Source organism: Neobacillus endophyticus (assembly GCF_013248975.1).
In the GTDB taxonomy this organism is placed as follows: domain Bacteria; phylum Bacillota; class Bacilli; order Bacillales; family Cytobacillaceae; genus Neobacillus; species Neobacillus endophyticus.
Genome location: NZ_JABRWH010000001.1, coordinates 2,102,299 through 2,124,157, shown reverse-complemented (window position 1 = coordinate 2,124,157; position 21,859 = coordinate 2,102,299). Strand labels below are relative to the sequence as shown.

Annotated in this window: 11 protein-coding genes, 5 tRNA genes, 5 rRNA genes and 1 riboswitch; of the genes, 7 read left to right on the top strand and 14 right to left on the bottom strand. The window is 44.1% G+C overall.

The genetic code is table 11. The annotated features are described in order from the left end of the window. Position 1: 1 nt before the first annotated feature. The 3 genes from rrf (HPT25_RS10355) to HPT25_RS10345 form a co-directional block, all read right to left on the bottom strand. A 5S ribosomal RNA gene (gene rrf / locus HPT25_RS10355) occupies positions 2-118 on the bottom strand. Positions 119-206: 88 nt separating this feature from the next. Beyond that, positions 207-3,141 (bottom strand): 23S ribosomal RNA (locus tag HPT25_RS10350). 311 nt (positions 3,142-3,452) lie between these two features. Then, positions 3,453-5,002 (bottom strand): 16S ribosomal RNA (locus HPT25_RS10345). Together the 16S, 23S and 5S rRNA genes form the textbook arrangement of a ribosomal RNA operon. A 694-nt stretch (positions 5,003-5,696) precedes the next feature. On the opposite strand from HPT25_RS10345, the gene HPT25_RS10340 reads away from it, so the two are divergent. The 7 genes from HPT25_RS10340 (at position 5,697) to HPT25_RS10310 (ending at position 13,803) form a co-directional block, all read left to right on the top strand. Further along, positions 5,697-7,370, top strand: a complete 1,674-nt coding sequence (locus tag HPT25_RS10340; RefSeq protein WP_376767919.1) for a ribonuclease J — start codon at positions 5,697-5,699, stop codon at positions 7,368-7,370. A 274-nt stretch (positions 7,371-7,644) separates the two neighbouring features. Beyond that, entirely contained in the window at positions 7,645-8,439 is a 795-nt protein-coding gene (locus tag HPT25_RS10335) for a Cof-type HAD-IIB family hydrolase (RefSeq protein ID WP_173063387.1), read from the top strand. A 150-nt stretch (positions 8,440-8,589) separates the two neighbouring features. Continuing rightward, positions 8,590-9,282 (top strand): response regulator transcription factor, encoded by a 693-nt coding sequence (locus tag HPT25_RS10330; RefSeq protein WP_173063384.1) that lies wholly within the window; start codon positions 8,590-8,592, stop codon positions 9,280-9,282. Beyond that, positions 9,279-10,283 carry a sensor histidine kinase gene (locus HPT25_RS10325; RefSeq protein ID WP_173063381.1) on the top strand — a complete coding sequence of 335 codons (1,005 nt, stop codon included), beginning with the start codon at positions 9,279-9,281 and terminating at the stop codon, positions 10,281-10,283. The genes HPT25_RS10330 and HPT25_RS10325 overlap by 4 nt, the downstream gene beginning before the upstream one ends. Before the next feature lie 99 nt (positions 10,284-10,382). Further along, a complete protein-coding gene (locus HPT25_RS10320) occupies positions 10,383-11,144 on the top strand; it encodes an ABC transporter ATP-binding protein (protein ID WP_173063378.1) in 762 nt (253 codons plus the stop codon). Further along, positions 11,134-13,080, top strand: a complete 1,947-nt coding sequence (locus tag HPT25_RS10315) for an FtsX-like permease family protein (RefSeq protein ID WP_173063375.1) — start codon at positions 11,134-11,136, stop codon at positions 13,078-13,080. The genes HPT25_RS10320 and HPT25_RS10315 overlap by 11 nt, the downstream gene beginning before the upstream one ends. 114 nt (positions 13,081-13,194) lie before the next feature. Then, positions 13,195-13,803: a DUF421 domain-containing protein gene (locus tag HPT25_RS10310; protein ID WP_173063372.1), complete on the top strand. Its 609-nt coding sequence runs from the start codon at positions 13,195-13,197 to the stop codon at positions 13,801-13,803. Positions 13,804-13,868: 65 nt separating this feature from the next. Here the strand turns inward: HPT25_RS10310 and HPT25_RS10305 are convergent, their stop codons facing one another. The 11 genes from HPT25_RS10305 to HPT25_RS10255 all read right to left on the bottom strand — a co-directional run bounded on the left by HPT25_RS10305 (position 13,869) and on the right by HPT25_RS10255 (position 21,631). Continuing rightward, positions 13,869-14,117: a hypothetical protein gene (locus tag HPT25_RS10305; protein WP_173063369.1), complete on the bottom strand. Its 249-nt coding sequence runs from the start codon at positions 14,115-14,117 to the stop codon at positions 13,869-13,871. A gap of 152 nt (positions 14,118-14,269) precedes the next feature. Then, the gene (locus HPT25_RS10300; RefSeq protein ID WP_173063366.1) at positions 14,270-15,823 is read right to left on the bottom strand and encodes a phospholipase C; all 1,554 of its coding nucleotides are present in this window, start codon (positions 15,821-15,823) and stop codon (positions 14,270-14,272) included. Between the two features lie 152 nt (positions 15,824-15,975). Continuing rightward, a complete protein-coding gene (locus tag HPT25_RS10295; RefSeq protein ID WP_173063363.1) occupies positions 15,976-16,611 on the bottom strand; it encodes a histidine phosphatase family protein in 636 nt (211 codons plus the stop codon). A gap of 152 nt (positions 16,612-16,763) precedes the next feature. Next, entirely contained in the window at positions 16,764-17,636 is an 873-nt protein-coding gene (locus HPT25_RS10290; protein WP_173063360.1) for an amidase, read from the bottom strand. A gap of 45 nt (positions 17,637-17,681) precedes the next feature. Then, positions 17,682-17,769, bottom strand: a riboswitch (cyclic di-GMP riboswitch). A gap of 149 nt (positions 17,770-17,918) precedes the next feature. Next, a tRNA-Ile gene (locus tag HPT25_RS10285) sits at positions 17,919-17,992 on the bottom strand. Positions 17,993-18,073: 81 nt separating this feature from the next. After that, positions 18,074-18,147: transfer RNA gene (locus HPT25_RS10280), tRNA-Met, on the bottom strand. Positions 18,148-18,159: 12 nt separating this feature from the next. Beyond that, a tRNA-Arg gene (locus tag HPT25_RS10275) sits at positions 18,160-18,236 on the bottom strand. Between the two features lie 13 nt (positions 18,237-18,249). Then, positions 18,250-18,323 (bottom strand) — tRNA-Cys (locus HPT25_RS10270). Between the two features lie 12 nt (positions 18,324-18,335). Continuing rightward, positions 18,336-18,408, bottom strand: a tRNA-Val gene (locus HPT25_RS10265). Between the two features lie 83 nt (positions 18,409-18,491). Further along, a 5S ribosomal RNA gene (rrf, locus tag HPT25_RS10260) occupies positions 18,492-18,608 on the bottom strand. An 88-nt stretch (positions 18,609-18,696) separates the two neighbouring features. Further along, a 23S ribosomal RNA gene (locus HPT25_RS10255) occupies positions 18,697-21,631 on the bottom strand. Positions 21,632-21,859 lie beyond the last annotated feature (228 nt).

Genomic DNA, 21,859 nt, shown 5'->3' with positions numbered 1-21,859 from the left:
TGCCTGGCAGCGTCCTACTCTCACAGGGGCTTTCGCCCCAACTACCATCGGCGCTGAGAAGCTTAACTTCCGTGTTCGGTATGGGAACGGGTGTGACCTTCTCGCCATCACCGCCAGACTATTTTGTTGAGGTTTCATTCCCTCAAAACTAGATAATACAGAAGAAACGTTTAAGAACGAGTTCGCTTTATTCATATTGCTATGACTTGGTTAAGTCCTCGATCGATTAGTATCAGTCAGCTCCACATGTTACCACGCTTCCACCTCTGACCTATCAACCTGATCATCTTTCAGGGATCTTACTAGCTTGACGCTATGGGAAATCTCATCTTGAGGGGGGCTTCATGCTTAGATGCTTTCAGCACTTATCCCGTCCGCACATAGCTACCCAGCGATGCCTTTGGCAAGACAACTGGTACACCAGCGGTGCGTCCATCCCGGTCCTCTCGTACTAAGGACAGCTCCTCTCAAATTTCCTGCGCCCGCGACGGATAGGGACCGAACTGTCTCACGACGTTCTGAACCCAGCTCGCGTACCGCTTTAATGGGCGAACAGCCCAACCCTTGGGACCGACTACAGCCCCAGGATGCGATGAGCCGACATCGAGGTGCCAAACCTCCCCGTCGATGTGGACTCTTGGGGGAGATAAGCCTGTTATCCCCAGGGTAGCTTTTATCCGTTGAGCGATGGCCCTTCCATGCGGAACCACCGGATCACTAAGCCCGACTTTCGTCCCTGCTCGACTTGTAGGTCTCGCAGTCAAGCTCCCTTGTGCCTTTACACTCTGCGAATGATTTCCAACCATTCTGAGGGAACCTTTGGGCGCCTCCGTTACTCTTTAGGAGGCGACCGCCCCAGTCAAACTGCCCACCTGACACTGTCTCCCACCCCGATCAGGGGTGTGGGTTAGAATTTCAATACAGCCAGGGTAGTATCCCACCGACGCCTCCACCGAAGCTGGCGCTCCGGCTTCTCAGGCTCCTACCTATCCTGTACAAGCTGTACCAAAATTCAATATCAGGCTACAGTAAAGCTCCATGGGGTCTTTCCGTCCTGTCGCGGGTAACCTGCATCTTCACAGGTACTATAATTTCACCGAGTCTCTCGTTGAGACAGTGCCCAGATCGTTACGCCTTTCGTGCGGGTCGGAACTTACCCGACAAGGAATTTCGCTACCTTAGGACCGTTATAGTTACGGCCGCCGTTTACTGGGGCTTCGATTCAGAGCTTCGCTTGCGCTAACCCCTCCTCTTAACCTTCCAGCACCGGGCAGGCGTCAGCCCCTATACTTCGCCTTGCGGCTTCGCAGAGACCTGTGTTTTTGCTAAACAGTCGCCTGGGCCTATTCACTGCGGCTCTTCGAGGCTATTCACCTCAAAAAGCACCCCTTCTCCCGAAGTTACGGGGTCATTTTGCCGAGTTCCTTAACGAGAGTTCTCTCGCTCACCTTAGGATTCTCTCCTCGCCTACCTGTGTCGGTTTGCGGTACGGGCACCTTTTATCTCGCTAGAGGCTTTTCTTGGCAGTGTGGAATCAGGAACTTCGGTACTCTATTTCCCTCGCTGTCACAGCTCAGCCTTAACGAGAAGCGGATTTTCCTACTTCTCAGCCTAACTGCTTAGACGCGCATATCCAACAGCGCGCTTACCCTATCCTCCTGCGTCCCCCCATCACTCAAACGATAAAGAGGTGGTACAGGAATATCAACCTGTTGTCCATCGCCTACGCCTTTCGGCCTCGGCTTAGGTCCCGACTAACCCTGAGCGGACGAGCCTTCCTCAGGAAACCTTAGGCATTCGGTGGATGAGATTCTCACTCATCTTTCGCTACTCATACCGGCATTCTCACTTCTAAGCGCTCCACGGGTCCTTCCGATCCCGCTTCACAGCCCTTAGAACGCTCTCCTACCACTGACATCGTAGATGTCAATCCACAGCTTCGGTGATACGTTTAGCCCCGGTACATTTTCGGCGCAGAGTCACTCGACCAGTGAGCTATTACGCACTCTTTAAATGGTGGCTGCTTCTAAGCCAACATCCTGGTTGTCTAAGCAACTCCACATCCTTTTCCACTTAACGTATACTTTGGGACCTTAGCTGGTGGTCTGGGCTGTTTCCCTTTTGACTACGGATCTTATCACTCGCAGTCTGACTCCCACGGATAAGTCTTTGGCATTCGGAGTTTGTCTGAATTCGGTAACCCGATGAGGGCCCCTAGTCCAAACAGTGCTCTACCTCCAAGACTCTTACTACGTGAGGCTAGCCCTAAAGCTATTTCGGAGAGAACCAGCTATCTCCAAGTTCGATTGGAATTTCTCCGCTACCCACACCTCATCCGCGCACTTTTCAACGTGCGTCGGTTCGGGCCTCCATCCAGTGTTACCTGGACTTCACCCTGGACATGGGTAGATCACCTGGTTTCGGGTCTACGACTACATACTAAAACGCCCTATTCAGACTCGCTTTCGCTGCGGCTCCGTCTCTTCAACTTAACCTTGCATGTAATCGTAACTCGCCGGTTCATTCTACAAAAGGCACGCCATCACCCATAAACGGGCTCTGACTACTTGTAGGCACACGGTTTCAGGATCTCTTTCACTCCCCTTCCGGGGTGCTTTTCACCTTTCCCTCACGGTACTGGTTCACTATCGGTCACTAGGGAGTATTTAGCCTTGGGAGATGGTCCTCCCTGCTTCCGACCGGATTTCACGTGTCCGGCCGTACTCAGGATCCACTCAGGAGGGAACGAAGTTTCAACTACAGGGCTGTTACCTTCTATGACGGGCCTTTCCAGACCGCTTCATCTACCCCGTTCCTTTGTAACTCCATGTTGAGTGTCCTACAACCCCGAAAGGCAAGCCTTTCGGTTTGGGCTGTTCCCGTTTCGCTCGCCGCTACTCAGGGAATCGCGTTTGCTTTCTCTTCCTCCGGGTACTTAGATGTTTCAGTTCCCCGGGTCTGCCTTCAGTACCCTATGTATTCAGGTAAAGATACTGCTCCATTACGAGCAGTGGGTTCCCCCATTCGGAAATCTCCGGATCAAAGCTTACTTACAGCTCCCCGAAGCATATCGGTGTTAGTCCCGTCCTTCATCGGCTCCTAGTGCCAAGGCATCCACCGTGCGCCCTTTCTAACTTAACCTACGGGTGAATATAAGCTTCGCATCTCTTCGTCAGCTTCCGCAGCGAAGCTCCTCATGTATATCATACACTTCGGTGCTCGCTCAGTCGCTTCCTCGATCTGCTCGCTTCTATTCCCCCTCTAATAAATATTAGAGAGAAAAACTAAAATGGCGATTACTCGGTTCTTGCTTGGTTTCTTCTATACGATTATCTAGTTTTCAAAGAACGAATAAAAAAAGCTTTGAGAGAGATTGTTCTCTCAAAACTAAACAAACAAAGAACGTGTCACAAACCGTTTTGTCTGGCTCATAGGTCCAGCTTTATCCTTAGAAAGGAGGTGATCCAGCCGCACCTTCCGATACGGCTACCTTGTTACGACTTCACCCCAATCATCTGTCCCACCTTAGGCGGCTGGCTCCTTACGGTTACCCCACCGACTTCGGGTGTTACAAACTCTCGTGGTGTGACGGGCGGTGTGTACAAGGCCCGGGAACGTATTCACCGCGGCATGCTGATCCGCGATTACTAGCGATTCCGGCTTCATGCAGGCGAGTTGCAGCCTGCAATCCGAACTGAGAATGGTTTTGTGGGATTGGCTCCACCTCGCGGCTTCGCTGCCCTTTGTACCATCCATTGTAGCACGTGTGTAGCCCAGGTCATAAGGGGCATGATGATTTGACGTCATCCCCACCTTCCTCCGGTTTGTCACCGGCAGTCACCTTAGAGTGCCCAACTAAATGCTGGCAACTAAGATCAAGGGTTGCGCTCGTTGCGGGACTTAACCCAACATCTCACGACACGAGCTGACGACAACCATGCACCACCTGTCACTCTGTCCCCCGAAGGGGAACGTCCTATCTCTAGGAGTGTCAGAGGATGTCAAGACCTGGTAAGGTTCTTCGCGTTGCTTCGAATTAAACCACATGCTCCACCGCTTGTGCGGGCCCCCGTCAATTCCTTTGAGTTTCAGCCTTGCGGCCGTACTCCCCAGGCGGAGTGCTTAATGCGTTAGCTGCAGCACTAAAGGGCGGAAACCCTCTAACACTTAGCACTCATCGTTTACGGCGTGGACTACCAGGGTATCTAATCCTGTTTGCTCCCCACGCTTTCGCGCCTCAGCGTCAGTTACAGACCAGAAAGCCGCCTTCGCCACTGGTGTTCCTCCACATCTCTACGCATTTCACCGCTACACGTGGAATTCCGCTTTCCTCTTCTGCACTCAAGTCCCCCAGTTTCCAATGACCCTCCACGGTTGAGCCGTGGGCTTTCACATCAGACTTAAAGGACCGCCTGCGCGCGCTTTACGCCCAATAATTCCGGACAACGCTTGCCACCTACGTATTACCGCGGCTGCTGGCACGTAGTTAGCCGTGGCTTTCTGGTTAGGTACCGTCAAGGTACCGGCAGTTACTCCGGTACTTGTTCTTCCCTAACAACAGAGCTTTACGACCCGAAGGCCTTCATCGCTCACGCGGCGTTGCTCCATCAGACTTTCGTCCATTGTGGAAGATTCCCTACTGCTGCCTCCCGTAGGAGTCTGGGCCGTGTCTCAGTCCCAGTGTGGCCGATCACCCTCTCAGGTCGGCTACGCATCGTCGCCTTGGTGAGCCGTTACCTCACCAACTAGCTAATGCGCCGCGGGCCCATCTGTAAGTGACAGCCGAAACCGTCTTTCAGTTCTTCCTCATGCAAGGAAGAAGATTATCCGGTATTAGCTCCGGTTTCCCGAAGTTATCCCGATCTTACAGGCAGGTTGCCCACGTGTTACTCACCCGTCCGCCGCTAACCTCAAGGAGCAAGCTCCTCGAGATTCGCTCGACTTGCATGTATTAGGCACGCCGCCAGCGTTCGTCCTGAGCCAGGATCAAACTCTCCAAGAAAGTTGATATAGCTCATAAAAATAACGTTGGCTTCATTTCGTTAGAAATGAATAATTATTGTTTGTTAACGTTTTTGTTTGTTTAGTTTTCAAAGAACAATTTTGAAGTGACACGAAACTTATCATACCATCTAATTTTACGAAAGTCAACTTCTTTTTTCAAAAAAAAAGAAATCAGCAACAAAAATTAATTTTACAGATTAAAGTCTACTTTGTCAATAAGTTTTTTTATCCCCAAAAGAGTTTCTTAGAACTCTCAGTGGGAATTACTATATTACTCTTAAACTTTAATAATGTCAACATTCTATTTAAAATTAATAGTTTTGTTTTCTCTTCCAAAATGGCAGTATTCGGAAAAGAACGGCAAAAATAAAAAATCCATTTAAGGTTCACGGCATTTTTACAGTCGGAGTAAAGGTTTTCATGTTACTCCTCTCCCCCGTTTGTTTTGAATCCATGCTCCGCATTCCATTGTGGGATACATACTTCTAATCTAAAGTACTCATCATTATATTAGGGATTAAATTAGATGTTTACAGAAAAATATATTTCGTGCTAACCCTATTCTTAACAAAACGAGTAAATACCCCAACATTAATCCTATTGTTTTAAAATTTCATCTCCATATTAAATAAAGAAATTCCTAAACGGGAATACTAAACATATCTAAATGGAAATCGGCAGGTGGGTTTAAAGTGCGAACCAATGAAAAGATGTTATCCATTTTTGCCTTGGGCGGCATTAATGAAATCGGAAAAAATATGTACGTGGTGCAATATGGCGATGATATCGTCATCATCGACTGCGGCGGGAAATTCCCAGATGAAAGTTTGTTAGGAATTGATTTAATAATCCCTGATATCTCCTATTTGGAGAAGAACAAAGAGAAAATTCGGGCTCTGCTTGTAACACATGGTCACGAAGATCATATTGGCGGAATTCCTTATTTTTTAAGGAAATTAAATATTCCAATCTATGGAACAAGCTTTACCTTAGGTTTGATTGATTTAAAATTAGAGGAGCACCGGCTGAAAGGAGATACGAGGCTGATTGAGATTCATGCCGATTCCAAGCTCGAATTGGGGCCGTTTCAGGTCTCTTTTTTCAGGGTAAGTCACAGTATTCCTGATTGTCTTGGCATTGTATTACATACACCAGAAGGAGTTGTCGTCCACACTGGTGACTTTAAATTTGATTTAACTCCGGAGAATAACCAATATTCGGATATCCATAAGATGGCTGAGATCGGCAGACAGGGTGTGCTGGCATTAATTTCGGAAAGCACGAATGCAGAGCGTTCAGGACTAACACCATCGGAGCGAATTGTAGGCGCTCATATGGCAGATGCCTTTATGAAGGCACAAGGAAAAGTGATTGTTTCTACCTTTGCTTCGAATGTGAACCGGATTCAGCAAGTGGCGGATGCGGCTTTTAAGACAAGAAGAAAGCTGGCGCTGCTGGGACGTACAATGGTAAATGTAGTGTCAGTGGCTATGGAACGTGGCTATCTCCAGATTCCTGATGGAATGCTAATTGACGCAAATGAAATTGAGCAGCTGCCTGTTGAGAAAGTTGCAATTCTTTGTACCGGCAGCCAGGGAGAGCCAATGGCTGCCCTCGCCAGGCTTTCTACTGGGAATTATCGAGATGCTGCCATTTATCCAGGGGATACAGTTATTCTTGCGGCTTCACCCATTCCTGGGAATGAGAAAGATGTATCTCGCATTATTAATAACATATACCAACTAGGTGCAAATGTTATTTATGGGTCGGGCAGTTCTACTGGAATGCATGTTTCTGGACACGGCTATCAGGAGGATTTAAAGCTGATGCTAACCTTAATAAAGCCTGAATATTTTATTCCGATACATGGAGAATATCGGATGCTGCACCACCATCGCCTATTAGCTGAATCAGTTGGCGTGGAAAAAGAAAATATTTTTATTATTAAAAATGGAGATGTTGTAGATTTTATTAATGGAGCTGCCCGTCAGACACGAAAGATTTCATCAGGGGATACGTATATTGACGGAATGGGAATCGGTGATGTTGGGACAATTATACTTCGAGACCGAAAGCAGCTGTCTGAAGATGGGATGCTTGTCATTGTCATCACGATAAATAAATCCGACCGAGCAATCATCGCAGGTCCCGATACCATATCACGCGGCTTTGTCTTTACACGTGACTCCGATGAACTAATCAAGGAAGTCAACCGGCTAACGAAAAAAACGGTCACCGAACTGCAAGAAGCAAACATTCACCAATGGAATGTCATCAAACAAAACATCAAAAAGAGCATCGGGCAATACCTTTATGCCCAAACCAAACGTAAACCAATGATTTTGCCAATCATCATTGAAATATAGTTGAAAAAGTGTAAATAGTAAAAACGGTGTCAGGCACCATGTGAAGAATTCACATGGTGTTTGACACCGTTAAAGTTTATCCCTTCCTTTAAATATCCCTTTTTGGCACTTTAAGGTACTCCTTTCTTACTTCAGAAAACTTTCCTAAATTCCTTGACCTGAAACCAGTTTCATAAATTATCATGTTTTTGCAAGGCCATGACAGCATTTAGCCGGCGAGATCGATGACATGAGCGTTACGGCTGGTGTTGTCGTGTTTTATTGGAGGTTATAGATGAAGAAACCTATCGTGTTTTTTGATATTGACGGCACATTATTGAATGAAGATAAAATAATTCCAAATTCTACCATAAAGGCGATTCGACTGCTTCAGGAACAGGGTGTCCTTACTGCCATTGCCACTGACCGCGTACCGAAAATGTTCTATTGGATTCAAAAAGAGTTGAATATTGATACATTCGTTTCTATGAACGGGCAATATGTGGTATTTAAAGGCCGCGAAGTTTATTCGAATCCGATGAATCTGAAATTGTTGGAAGAACTGTTGACCATGTCAGAAAGCAACGGTGATGCCTTGGGTTATTGCAGCTGTTTTGATATTAAGGTCAGCCAAAGCAATCATGCGTTTATCGAGGCCTGCTTCGATTCTCTCCTGTTGCCTTACCCGGAAGTCGATAAAAAGTTCTATCAGCGTTCATCTATTTATCAAGGCCACCTATATTGTGATTCGCAGCGTGAACAAACGTATAGAGAACGATTCCCTGACTTTAGTTTCGTCAAATGGCATGAAAATGCCTATGATATTTTGCCTAAAAGTATATCTAAGGCAGTAGGGGTCCGAAAACTTCTTGAAGCACTAAACATTGATCGAAACAACTGTTATGCCTTTGGCGACGGGCTAAATGATTTAGAGATGCTGAAGGAAGCTGGAACGGGGATCGCCATGGGGAATGCCATTCCAGCGGCAAGGGCTGCGGCTGATTTAGTCACCACACATGTTGCGAACGATGGAATTCTTAATGGGCTTATTCAAGTGGGATTATTGGAGAAAAAGCAAGCTGCCGTTTAACAATGAAGTGATTTATTTAATATGGTTATGAAGAGTCTGGGGACAAGAAATGCTCCAGGCTCTTTACATTTATAAACATGAATCACTATAGCCACCAGGAAATTTTTGCTATAAAATAGGAGGGCAATACGTGAAGGTGTGGTGAGTTTATTGTTTAAGTTGTTATTGATTGAGGATGATGCAACTCTTTTTCAGGAAATGAAGGAACGGCTGGCGGGATGGTCTTATGATGTTTATGGGATTCGTGATTTTAGTCAGGTGATAGAGGAATTTGCGGCAGTTAAGCCTGATTTAGTCATTATTGATATTCAATTGCCAAAATTTGATGGTTTTCATTGGTGCCGCATGATTCGATCACATTCCAATGTTCCGATTTTATTTCTATCATCCCGGGATCACCCTACTGATATGGTGATGTCCATGCAGCTTGGTGCCGATGACTTTATTCAAAAGCCATTTCATTTCGATGTCCTAATTGCCAAAATTCAGGCAGTTCTCCGACGTGTTTACAATTACAATACAGAAGCGATCATGCTAAAAACATGGAACGGGGCAGCAATTGACTATCAAAACAATACGGTGTCCAATGATGAAGGCACCGTTGAACTCACTAAAAATGAACTATTTATTTTAAAAATGTTGGTTGAGCATAAAAATAAAATTGTCAGCCGCGAGTACTTAATTAAAAGTCTATGGGACGATGAGAGGTTTGTGAGCGACAATACCTTAACAGTCAATGTCAACCGGCTTAGAAAAAAACTTGAGGAACTCGGACTGGGACGCTATATCGAAACAAAAGTGGGTCAAGGCTATATTGCGATGGAAGAGGTCCATCTGACATGATCAGAAAATTCTTAAACGAACGACGCAGCTGGATTCTACTTTTTTTATTCTTGCAAGTTCTGACTGTTTTTGTTTCATTTCTTGATTCTGCCATCCCATTTACTCCCCTGCTCTATATTGTTTTTTTATCAACGATTATTTTTATCGTATTTCTACTGTTTCGATACCATAAAGAAACGAAATTCTATAAAAGCCTAGAAGACTGGGAAAACAATCTTGACATGGTCGGGCTGGCTGCTGCGGAAAGTCCTTTTGAAAAAATAGTGGAAAACAGCTTCAATAGCCAAACAGAATTTTTGAAGCTGTTAGCAGAAAAGAATCAGATTCTGTTAGAACAGGAAAAGGATGAACTACTATCCTGGATCCATGAAGTGAAAACTCCGTTAACGGCAATGGCCTTAATGATTGATCGTCTTGATGATCATAAACTTAAAGCAAATTTGACCTATGAATGGCTAAGGATTCATCTGTTGCTTGACCAGCAGCTTCATCAAAAACGAATCCCATTTATAGAAAATGATTTATACATAGAATTAACCGACTTAAAATCCCTTATATATAAGGAAATAAAAACCCTCAGAGCCTGGTGCATGCAAAAAGGAATTGGTTTTGAAATTGATTTAACAGTGACGGAAGTGTTAACGGATGCCAAATGGCTTGCGTTTATCATCCGGCAGCTATTAACCAATGCCGTAAAGTACAGTGAAGCCTCCGACATCATCTTGAAAAGCTGCCAGCACAATGGGCAGACTGGCCTTATGATTCAAGATTTCGGCAGAGGGATTGATCCAAGAGATTTGCCCAGGATTTTTGATAAGGGCTTTACCTCGACCACCATACATCAAGACAGCGCGGCAACAGGAATGGGACTTTATCTGGCAAAAAAAGCAGCAAAGTCGTTACTGATAGGGATGGCAGTCAGCTCTAAAATTGGGGAGGGAACGACCTTTACATTAACCTTTCCTAGACGAAATGACTTTGTCCGAATTACAGGCATGTGACAAAAATGTCACGTGCTTTTACCATTTGTTCGCTCAAACGAAGGAATCAGGCAACATTGCCTTTTATAATAAAATCATCGAAATAAGGAGTGGGTCGAGATGATGATTTTAGAAGCAACTAAAATTTATAAAAATTACGGCAATAAGTTTAACAAACAAGAAGTATTAAGAGGTCTTGATATTTCCATTGAAAAAGGTGAATTTGTCAGTATTATGGGCGCATCTGGCTCAGGAAAAACTACCCTGCTAAATGTCCTTTCTTCCATAGATAAGGTTAGCAGCGGAACGATCAAAATTAATGACAGCGAAATTACGAGGATGAAAGAAAAGCAGCTCGCTGAGTTTCGCAAACATCATTTGGGATTTATTTTTCAAGACTATAATTTGCTCGATACATTAACGGTAAAAGAAAACATTCTTCTGCCCCTATCCATATCTCGAGTATCCAAAAAGGCGGCAGATCAAATGTTTCAGGAAGTAGCAAATGAACTGGGGATTTATGAAATGAAAGATAAATACCCCAACGAAATTTCCGGCGGACAAAAGCAGCGGACTTCTGCAGCAAGGGCGTTCATTCATGAACCAAGCATCATTTTTGCCGATGAACCGACAGGAGCGCTAGATTCCAAATCAGCCTCTGATCTATTAAATAAACTTAGTCAATTAAATCAAAAACGAAACGCAACCATCGTAATGGTTACACATGATGCTGTTGCCGCCAGCTTTTCCAGCAGAGTGATTTTCATTAAGGACGGGCAAATCTACACCCAATTAAATAAAGGCGAACAATCACGGCAAATCTTCTTCCAAGACATTATGAAAACACAAGCTGTCCTGGGCGGTGTGCAATATGAGCATTAATCATTTAATTTTCCGCAACCTCAAGAAGAATTTGAAAAATTACTATCTATATGTGTTTGCGTTAATATTCAGTGTTGTCCTTTACTTTGCTTTTGTGACACTTCAATATGATCCTTCCATGGATGCGGAAAATGGATCAATTAAAGGGGCAGCTGCTATTAAGACGGCATCTGTGCTGCTTATTGCGATCGTCTCGGTTTTCCTGTTGTATGCGAATACCATTTTTATAAAAAGACGCAGCCGAGAAATTGGCTTGTTCCAGCTAATCGGGATGACAAAGAACAAAATTTTCCGCATTCTAAGTGCCGAAAACTTTATCCTGTATTTCGGCTCATTACTCATTGGGATCTTTCTTGGATTCTCTGTTTCCAAATTTATTATCATGATTTTATTTAAAATTACCGGTGTAAATACGATTGCAAAGCTGACATTCTCAGCACAAGCACTGTGGCAAACCCTGATTGTTTTTGGAGCCATATATCTTTTGATTATGTTGATGAATTACCTCTTTATTAAAAGACAAAGTATTTTGGCATTATTTCGGATAAATTCATCAACAGAGGCCAAGGGGCAAGGTTTATCCTATGCTGGAATCATAATCGGAATTGCCGGTATCCTTTTCATTGCATTTGGCTACTATATTTCTCAGAAATTATTTAGCGGCGATTTCACCACTATCAATGAACTATTTATAGCGATGACTATCATTTTGGCATCCGTTATTATCGGCACCTATCTTTTTTATAAAGGATCGGTCAGCTTTATTTTTCACATGATTCGTAAAAAGAAAGGCGGCTATTTAAACATACGAGAGGTCCTATCACTATCGTCGATCATGTTTCGAATGAAATCGAATGCATTATTACTGACGATTATCACAACCGTCTCCGCATTAGCGATCGCTTTATTATCACTAAGTTATATCTCTTATTATTCAGCGGAAAAAAAGGCGAAAAATGAAGTGGCAGCGGATTTTTCTTTTTCCAATACACAAAAAGCAAGTCAATTTAAGAGAGCATTAACGGCTAAGGGGATTCAATATAATGAAAAAAGAATCCAAGTCCTTCAAGTGAATGCAAATTTAGAGGCGATCATGGGCAAAAAATTGAAAGAAATAAATTATAATCCGAAAAATATGCCAGTTGCCGTGATAAGCAATCGGGATGTTCCGGAAATACACGTTGCTGCTGATGAGGCCATTTTTTCTGGCTATGATGATATGTTCCAAAAATTTATGTCATTAAAGCGTTCAGGAAATATCGCTTTGAAGGGTCAAAAGGAAGTTATCCCCTTAAAATATGTAGGAATGAAAAAACAATACCTCATTTCAATGTATTTCACAAAAGGAGGAATTCCAGTATCTGTGGTGGATGAAACGACTTTTACCCGTTTAAAACAGGATCTTAATCCTAAGATTCAAAATCCATCGTCTACTTTTATTGGGATTACCTTAAAAGATGAGTCTCAATTGGCAGCAGCCAATTCTATTTTTAAAGATTTAAAATTTAGCGGTGAACCTTCTCAATATTCCTTTCTAGAAATAAGTAGTTTGATGAAACAGGCAATGGGATTAAGCATGTTCATTGTCGGCTTTTTAGGTCTGGCCTTCCTGATCACCTCTGGCTGCATCCTTTATTTTAAACAGATGGGTGAAAGCGAAGAAGAAAAGCCTAGCTATACGATTCTACGTAAGCTTGGCTTTACCCAGAAGGATATGATTAAAGGCATTAAAGTTAAACAGTTATTTAGCTTTGGTATTCCATTAGCGGTCGGTCTATCCCATAGTTATTTTGCCGTACAATCCGGCTGGTTCTTTTTTGGAACAGAGCTTTGGACACCGATGATTATCGTGATGCTCCTATATGCAGCGCTGTATTCAGTTTTTGGCATACTCTCTGTGCTATACTATAAAAAGGTGATGAAAGAGGCATTGTAATCCCAAGCTCCAGACCACATTGGTACTGGAGCTTTATTTTTCTACTATTTGATTTCAAAATAAAAATTAGCTTTTTTGGAAATAGTAAGAAAAAACTGATTTGGAGGGTTAGCTATGGATTGGAGCCTTATTTGGAAATCCCTTTTATTAGTTATGGTCGGTATTATGATTTTAAGAACAACAGGAAGAAAATCTATTTCACAAATGACCATACCTCAAACCGTTGTCATAGTTTCAATGGGGACGATTATCGTTACACCTATTGTAGGAAAAGGGATTTTCAATACGATTTTAACTGGTGTGATTTTCGCTGCCGTCACCTTTTCCCTTGAATATTTACAGCTTAAGTTCAATGTAGTTGAAAAGTTGCTTACAGGTAAGTCGATCTTGATCATTGAAAATGGATCATTAAATATTCAAAACTTAAAAAAATTACGGATGACCGTTGATCAGCTGGAAATGCGGCTGCGCAATGAAGGGATCGCCAAGATTGAAGATGTGAAAACAGCGACAATCGAACCAAACGGACTGCTTGGGTATGAACTACAAAACAACGCAAAGCCGGTTACAGCAGGGGAATTAAAACAAATCTTAGACCTATATTTTACAGCTCCTAAGGCTGCCGAAATACACCCAGAACCCCAACTTGGAAACACCGGCCAAAATATCTTTAGTGAACTAAACTCTCCCGGCACACCCAAACATCCTGAATATTTGCAATGAGGGGATACTTCCAACAGAAGTATCTTTTTTATGTGGAGCCTTCTGCTATTATGGTTTAATTTTCATTAAAATGTCGACATCCTCTCCCCAGCTATTTCCACCGGTATTCCCTCTTGCAGCATTACTTCGGTGATAACTGAAAAATAACAATTTAGCAGTCGTGTAGGATTTCCTTCACAAAATTCTCTTATCTCCTGTTCCTTGATGAAAAAGGGTACTAGTTTTTCAATAGAGTTTTCTTCTGAATGTTTCGTTAAAAGCTGTTTGGCCTTTTCTGGGATCTTATCGGAAACATTCGCCTGGTGAATCAGCAAAAAACAGGCTTCCTCCAGTGCTTCCTTGACTAGAATTCTATAACGCTCTTCTCCGGGCTAAATTTTTAATGCTGCTTTTTCCATTAAAAAGTTTACAAAAAGGTGTCAGGCACCATGTGAAATTTTCACATGGTGCCTGACACCTTTCTTTGTTACTTCACTTCACCTTGTACAGCTTGCTCGTATGTCCATTTATTTTCGCTAATTTTTAGCGGCTTTCCTGTTTTTTCGTCTAGGAATAGTTTTTTAGTACTCAAGCCTTTTTTAAAATCAAACATGTTATTCAAGCTGCCGGCCTTCACGTCAAAGGAATCCCCGCCGATTCGTCCTAAATTCCAGTTATCTTCAATGAACTTCAAGATAGACGATTGGTCTGTTAAGGTATGATCGACATAATTGCTTTTTGCATATGGTGATATAACTAAAAGCGGCAGTCTAGGTCCGTAGCCTGCTTTACCGGACTCAACTGATTGCCCATTGCTCGGAGCCAATGCATGATCGTACCAACCGTCAGAATCATCATAAGCAATCATTACGGCTGTATCTTTCCATTCAGGTGTTTTTTCTAGATGGTTAATCGTGTTTACGATAAATTGCTGCTCATCTAATGGATCAGAATAACCTGCGTGTCCATCCTGATACATAGGTGCCTTTAAATAACTAACACTTGGCATATTGCCGTTATCTACTGCAGCCCAGAAATCTTTCATATCGTATTGATGGTTTGCCTGATCAGTTTTTCCAATCATATTAGGTGAACTTGGAGGTAAATGATCAGGGTTTGCTGTTGATTTATAATATTCAAATGGTTGGTGATGCGGGCTGTAGTCTGTTACTTGTGCCCCGCCGATATTTGTGCTTTTGTGAGTCGGATCTGCAAATCCGCCCTGGAACCAGCCCCAAGTGATTCCTTTTGCATTTAATAAATCACCAACGTTTTTATTATTGTCATCCATTTGAGCAGTTACGCCTGTTGAAGCCTTATCCAAATGTGGATTTGGATCTCCTGTTATCGTTCCATTTTCAAATTCATTTAAAATGTTTCCAGATACAGGTTTACCATTTTTATCATATAATGTTGCATTATGTGTCTCACCTGAAATAAGGTTTAACGCTCCAGGTGTGGATGGACCAAATACAGTTCCATAGGAATTATCACTCATAGCAAAGTTTTGAGCGTAGTTCCAAAGGGCAGTGACTGTATTTCCATCATAATAGTCCATAACGACTTTCGGGTTATCCCCTTCTCCGACTGTTTCAACAAACTTATCCATTTTTCCGCCATCAACAGCAGCCATTTCATCGTGATAAGAATGATCCATATCAGCTGTCATAGCCTGAGAACGATCCAGACGGACAGTATTTGCGGAGTTCGGGTTGTTTGTAATCAGGTTAGTTTTAGAAATATTCGGCTGTGTTCCGTTATAATCCTGCGGTGTTAGTAAATTGTTCACTTCAGGCGTATTTGCTTTTGCAAAAAACTTCGGCTCCCCCTTAACATTCAACGCATAAGGATATGTACCAAAGTAATGGTCGAATGAAACATTTTCTCCAAAAATCACTACAACATGTTTGATTGGTGTAGATGTTTCGCTTTTTTTCTGATCTTTTACCTGTGCATGAACTCCTGAAGACACTGATAGCATGGTACCTAATGCAGCTGCACTAAGGACATTAACAATCTTTGCTAAATTTTTACCTTTCATTCCAAACCCCTCCTATCAATTTCTCACAATTCCCAATATACTATAGATTTTTAAAGGTTCTGTTAAGCTAGTATTAAGTAGTGTAAAGAGGGTGTTAATTTATGAAAAAAAAAAGAGTGAACAAGAAGGATTCCTTCTCATTCACTCCGACATTATGAAACCGGCAAACTGACGTCCGGTACAAATATTTTTTCATATTGATAATCCCCATCTGTTTCATTGATTTTAATAACGGCTGCATTTTCAACCGGTTTAAAAGTAGCCAAACTTTCAATCGGCCAATTCAGTAGGTGCGTTAACAGCATTTGAATAAATGCTGCGTGTGTGACAATGACTATATTCTCATAACGCTGCTGCTTTTTTACCCGCTCTATAACGGTATTCATAAACATCGTTGCACGTAAGTAAACATCCGCAAGTGACTCTCCATTTTGATAGCGAAAATAAAATTGACCCGCAGCCTTAAATTCTTTTTTCGACTCAGGAGTACGGTTATTAAAATCATAAAGATTTCCAAGCTCCCATTCTCTAACTAAGGGATTTTCGTAAAAAGGAACTTCCTCAGGCAGCTTCGAATGAATAGCTTTTGCCGTTTGAACTGTCCGTAAATATGGAGAGCAGAAAAAAACTGTCTTTTCGTTTACACGATTTTTCATAAAATCTGCCGTTTTTTGGGCTTGTAAATGCCCCAATTCTGTCAAACTATGCTTCGAATCGTGAGTATGTGCCATTTTACTTCTATCAATATTGTGTTCAGATTCTCCATGTCGGATCACATAGATATTCAAAAACCCACACCCCTTTTTTCAATAAGAGACTTCAAATCTATAAAAAATAAACCGTTTTCTTAATATTTATTCATTATAACAAACTATGAAAAAATTGGATATAACGGTGCTTAAGCAATCAATAAAGAGGGCCTGGAATGATCCTGCCCTCTTTATGGTTTCATCGTCATCCAGCTTCCTACATGATGGACCGCAATTCCATTAAAACCGGCAACGCGGGCAAAGTGGTTGGAAACTTTGGATAATTCCTGATTCATATATGTTTCACCTTCTTCAAAGAAGGAGACATCATTTCCCTCAGCAGATTTTTGGGTCTCCACTCCAACATCAATTGATTTCCCCAATTTTCCAGCATAGGAGATTTCATTATTAACGAGATTGATAATCTCGGATGCAGAATCGCGATACGCCATAATTGTAACGCCGCTGGTATGAGCAATGACCCATTCTGATAAAAGGCCCTTTCCATAGCTATTTTTATAAGAAATTTGATCAAACCAGAAAGGCATATCCATCTCAATAGGAAGATGCAATGCATCTAAGCTGTTTTTTGCCTTCATTAACATAGCTTGATAGTCTTTAATTGTCTCTTGTTGATTAGTCGTCCACCCATTGTATAAGTATGGCTCTACATCAAGGTGAACTCCTGCAAATTGCTGCATTTTCGACGATGCTTTTTGATAATTAGCAAGCCAGCTCATTAATTGACTTTGGTCCGTTAGTCCATTCTGCACGCACCATTCGGGAGCTCCATCTAAGGCATATACGCGTATACCTTTTCCTGCGGCATGTTGAATGAAATTTTGGTATACTTTTTGCGAAAATTTGCGATCAATCTGTATGTAAACTTTATTTACCTGCTTTTGTTCAAGAAACGTTAGAGCTTCTTGCTCATCATTCACAATCATCATCGGATTCCAAAGCCATGTAGCCTTGTCATTCACTGCGGCAGCTCTCACGTCCAGATTAGCCTCCCCAGCCACAAATATAATAACAAACATGAATGCGGCCAAAAACTTCACCATAAACAAGTCCCCCATTCTGTCAGCCGAGGCTCACAGAAAAGAGAACCTGGCAACCTGACGACCATACACTATAACGTGCTTAGGCTCATGGCTTTGCGTCCTTCCCTTTCGGCGAAGTTTGCCTTTTCAGATGTTTTTTCATTATTATACTACCGAGAATAACACTATTACTATATAAAATTATGGAAAGTAGTGCCTGACACCAACGTTTTAAAAATCGCTTTGCCTTGTTTATGCAAAAGAGCGACTGCATTTCTGCAATCGCTCTTTTTAAAAATATAGTGGGCCTAAATGGACTTGAACCATCGACCTCACGCTTATCAGGCGTGCGCTCTAACCAGCTGAGCTATAGGCCCGTTATTAGAAAGTTGGGAGGCATCAACACCTATTACAGTTCTGATTCCTCCCAACTCGGCTTAGGATAATTATGTAGAAAATAGCGGCGGAGGGGATCGAACCCCCGACCTTACGGGTATGAACCGTACGCTCTAGCCAGCTGAGCTACACCGCCATATATCTTGAATGGCGCGCCCGAAAGGAGTCGAACCCATAACCTTCTGATCCGTAGTCAGACGCTCTATCCAATTGAGCTACGGGCGCATTTTTATAATAGTGGAGGCGGCAACCGGATTCGAACCGGTGGTAAAGGTTTTGCAGACCTCTGCCTTACCACTTGGCTATGCCGCCAAAAAAAAATGATGGAGGATGACGGGATCGAACCGCCGACCCTCTGCTTGTAAGGCAGATGCTCTCCCAGCTGAGCTAATCCTCCATATTATAAGAAGTCACTTTTTGGAAAAAATCCATTTAACAAATAGTAAATTTAGGCAAAATAAGAGCCCCAATTGGGGCCTAGCCTGGCAGCGTCCTACTCTCACAGGGGCTTTCGCCCCAACTACCATCGGCGCTGAGAAGCTTAACTTCCGTGTTCGGTATGGGAACGGGTGTGACCTTCTCGCCATCACCGCCAGACTATTTTGTTGAGGTTTCATTCCCTCAAAACTAGATAATACAGAAGAAACGTTTAAGAACGAGTTCGCTTTATTCATATTGCTATGACTTGGTTAAGTCCTCGATCGATTAGTATCAGTCAGCTCCACATGTTACCACGCTTCCACCTCTGACCTATCAACCTGATCATCTTTCAGGGATCTTACTAGCTTGACGCTATGGGAAATCTCATCTTGAGGGGGGCTTCATGCTTAGATGCTTTCAGCACTTATCCCGTCCGCACATAGCTACCCAGCGATGCCTTTGGCAAGACAACTGGTACACCAGCGGTGCGTCCATCCCGGTCCTCTCGTACTAAGGACAGCTCCTCTCAAATTTCCTGCGCCCGCGACGGATAGGGACCGAACTGTCTCACGACGTTCTGAACCCAGCTCGCGTACCGCTTTAATGGGCGAACAGCCCAACCCTTGGGACCGACTACAGCCCCAGGATGCGATGAGCCGACATCGAGGTGCCAAACCTCCCCGTCGATGTGGACTCTTGGGGGAGATAAGCCTGTTATCCCCAGGGTAGCTTTTATCCGTTGAGCGATGGCCCTTCCATGCGGAACCACCGGATCACTAAGCCCGACTTTCGTCCCTGCTCGACTTGTAGGTCTCGCAGTCAAGCTCCCTTGTGCCTTTACACTCTGCGAATGATTTCCAACCATTCTGAGGGAACCTTTGGGCGCCTCCGTTACTCTTTAGGAGGCGACCGCCCCAGTCAAACTGCCCACCTGACACTGTCTCCCACCCCGATCAGGGGTGTGGGTTAGAATTTCAATACAGCCAGGGTAGTATCCCACCGACGCCTCCACCGAAGCTGGCGCTCCGGCTTCTCAGGCTCCTACCTATCCTGTACAAGCTGTACCAAAATTCAATATCAGGCTACAGTAAAGCTCCATGGGGTCTTTCCGTCCTGTCGCGGGTAACCTGCATCTTCACAGGTACTATAATTTCACCGAGTCTCTCGTTGAGACAGTGCCCAGATCGTTACGCCTTTCGTGCGGGTCGGAACTTACCCGACAAGGAATTTCGCTACCTTAGGACCGTTATAGTTACGGCCGCCGTTTACTGGGGCTTCGATTCAGAGCTTCGCTTGCGCTAACCCCTCCTCTTAACCTTCCAGCACCGGGCAGGCGTCAGCCCCTATACTTCGCCTTGCGGCTTCGCAGAGACCTGTGTTTTTGCTAAACAGTCGCCTGGGCCTATTCACTGCGGCTCTTCGAGGCTATTCACCTCAAAAAGCACCCCTTCTCCCGAAGTTACGGGGTCATTTTGCCGAGTTCCTTAACGAGAGTTCTCTCGCTCACCTTAGGATTCTCTCCTCGCCTACCTGTGTCGGTTTGCGGTACGGGCACCTTTTATCTCGCTAGAGGCTTTTCTTGGCAGTGTGGAATCAGGAACTTCGGTACTCTATTTCCCTCGCTGTCACAGCTCAGCCTTAACGAGAAGCGGATTTTCCTACTTCTCAGCCTAACTGCTTAGACGCGCATATCCAACAGCGCGCTTACCCTATCCTCCTGCGTCCCCCCATCACTCAAACGATAAAGAGGTGGTACAGGAATATCAACCTGTTGTCCATCGCCTACGCCTTTCGGCCTCGGCTTAGGTCCCGACTAACCCTGAGCGGACGAGCCTTCCTCAGGAAACCTTAGGCATTCGGTGGATGAGATTCTCACTCATCTTTCGCTACTCATACCGGCATTCTCACTTCTAAGCGCTCCACCAGTCCTTACGGTCTAGCTTCAACGCCCTTAGAACGCTCTCCTACCACTGACATCGTAGATGTCAATCCACAGCTTCGGTGATACGTTTAGCCCCGGTACATTTTCGGCGCAGAGTCACTCGACCAGTGAGCTATTACGCACTCTTTAAATGGTGGCTGCTTCTAAGCCAACATCCTGGTTGTCTAAGCAACTCCACATCCTTTTCCACTTAACGTATACTTTGGGACCTTAGCTGGTGGTCTGGGCTGTTTCCCTTTTGACTACGGATCTTATCACTCGCAGTCTGACTCCCACGGATAAGTCTTTGGCATTCGGAGTTTGTCTGAATTCGGTAACCCGATGAGGGCCCCTAGTCCAAACAGTGCTCTACCTCCAAGACTCTTACTACGTGAGGCTAGCCCTAAAGCTATTTCGGAGAGAACCAGCTATCTCCAAGTTCGATTGGAATTTCTCCGCTACCCACACCTCATCCGCGCACTTTTCAACGTGCGTCGGTTCGGGCCTCCATCCAGTGTTACCTGGACTTCACCCTGGACATGGGTAGATCACCTGGTTTCGGGTCTACGACTACATACTAAAACGCCCTATTCAGACTCGCTTTCGCTGCGGCTCCGTCTCTTCAACTTAACCTTGCATGTAATCGTAACTCGCCGGTTCATTCTACAAAAGGCACGCCATCACCCATAAACGGGCTCTGACTACTTGTAGGCACACGGTTTCAGGATCTCTTTCACTCCCCTTCCGGGGTGCTTTTCACCTTTCCCTCACGGTACTGGTTCACTATCGGTCACTAGGGAGTATTTAGCCTTGGGAGATGGTCCTCCCTGCTTCCGACCGGATTTCACGTGTCCGGCCGTACTCAGGATCCACTCAGGAGGGAACGAAGTTTCAACTACAGGGCTGTTACCTTCTATGACGGGCCTTTCCAGACCGCTTCATCTACCCCGTTCCTTTGTAACTCCATGTTGAGTGTCCTACAACCCCGAAAGGCAAGCCTTTCGGTTTGGGCTGTTCCCGTTTCGCTCGCCGCTACTCAGGGAATCGCGTTTGCTTTCTCTTCCTCCGGGTACTTAGATGTTTCAGTTCCCCGGGTCTGCCTTCAGTACCCTATGTATTCAGGTAAAGATACTGCTCCATTACGAGCAGTGGGTTCCCCCATTCGGAAATCTCCGGATCAAAGCTTACTTACAGCTCCCCGAAGCATATCGGTGTTAGTCCCGTCCTTCATCGGCTCCTAGTGCCAAGGCATCCACCGTGCGCCCTTTCTAACTTAACCTACGACAAATGATCAGCGTCGTGTCTCTAGTCAGCTTCGCTCGTTCAGATCCTCACGTGCCCTAGCACGCTCCGGTCTTCACTCCCTCGCTTCCTCGACCTTCTCGCTGCTGATTTGTCTTTAATTACTCTTAAAATAAGAGAGAAAAACTAAAATGGCGATTACTCGGTTCTTGCTTGGTTTCTTCTATACGATTATCTAGTTTTCAAAGAACGAATAAAAAAAGCT

Coding starts and splice junctions, on each gene's coding strand:
- HPT25_RS10335 (WP_173063387.1), top strand. CDS start 7,645: ATGAAGAAACCTATCGTGTTTTTTGATATTGACGGCACATTATTGAAT.
- HPT25_RS10290 (WP_173063360.1), bottom strand. CDS start 17,636: ATGGTGAAGTTTTTGGCCGCATTCATGTTTGTTATTATATTTGTGGCT.
- HPT25_RS10300 (WP_173063366.1), bottom strand. CDS start 15,823: ATGAAAGGTAAAAATTTAGCAAAGATTGTTAATGTCCTTAGTGCAGCT.
- HPT25_RS10310 (WP_173063372.1), top strand. CDS start 13,195: ATGGATTGGAGCCTTATTTGGAAATCCCTTTTATTAGTTATGGTCGGT.
- HPT25_RS10325 (WP_173063381.1), top strand. CDS start 9,279: ATGATCAGAAAATTCTTAAACGAACGACGCAGCTGGATTCTACTTTTT.
- HPT25_RS10320 (WP_173063378.1), top strand. CDS start 10,383: ATGATGATTTTAGAAGCAACTAAAATTTATAAAAATTACGGCAATAAG.
- HPT25_RS10315 (WP_173063375.1), top strand. CDS start 11,134: ATGAGCATTAATCATTTAATTTTCCGCAACCTCAAGAAGAATTTGAAA.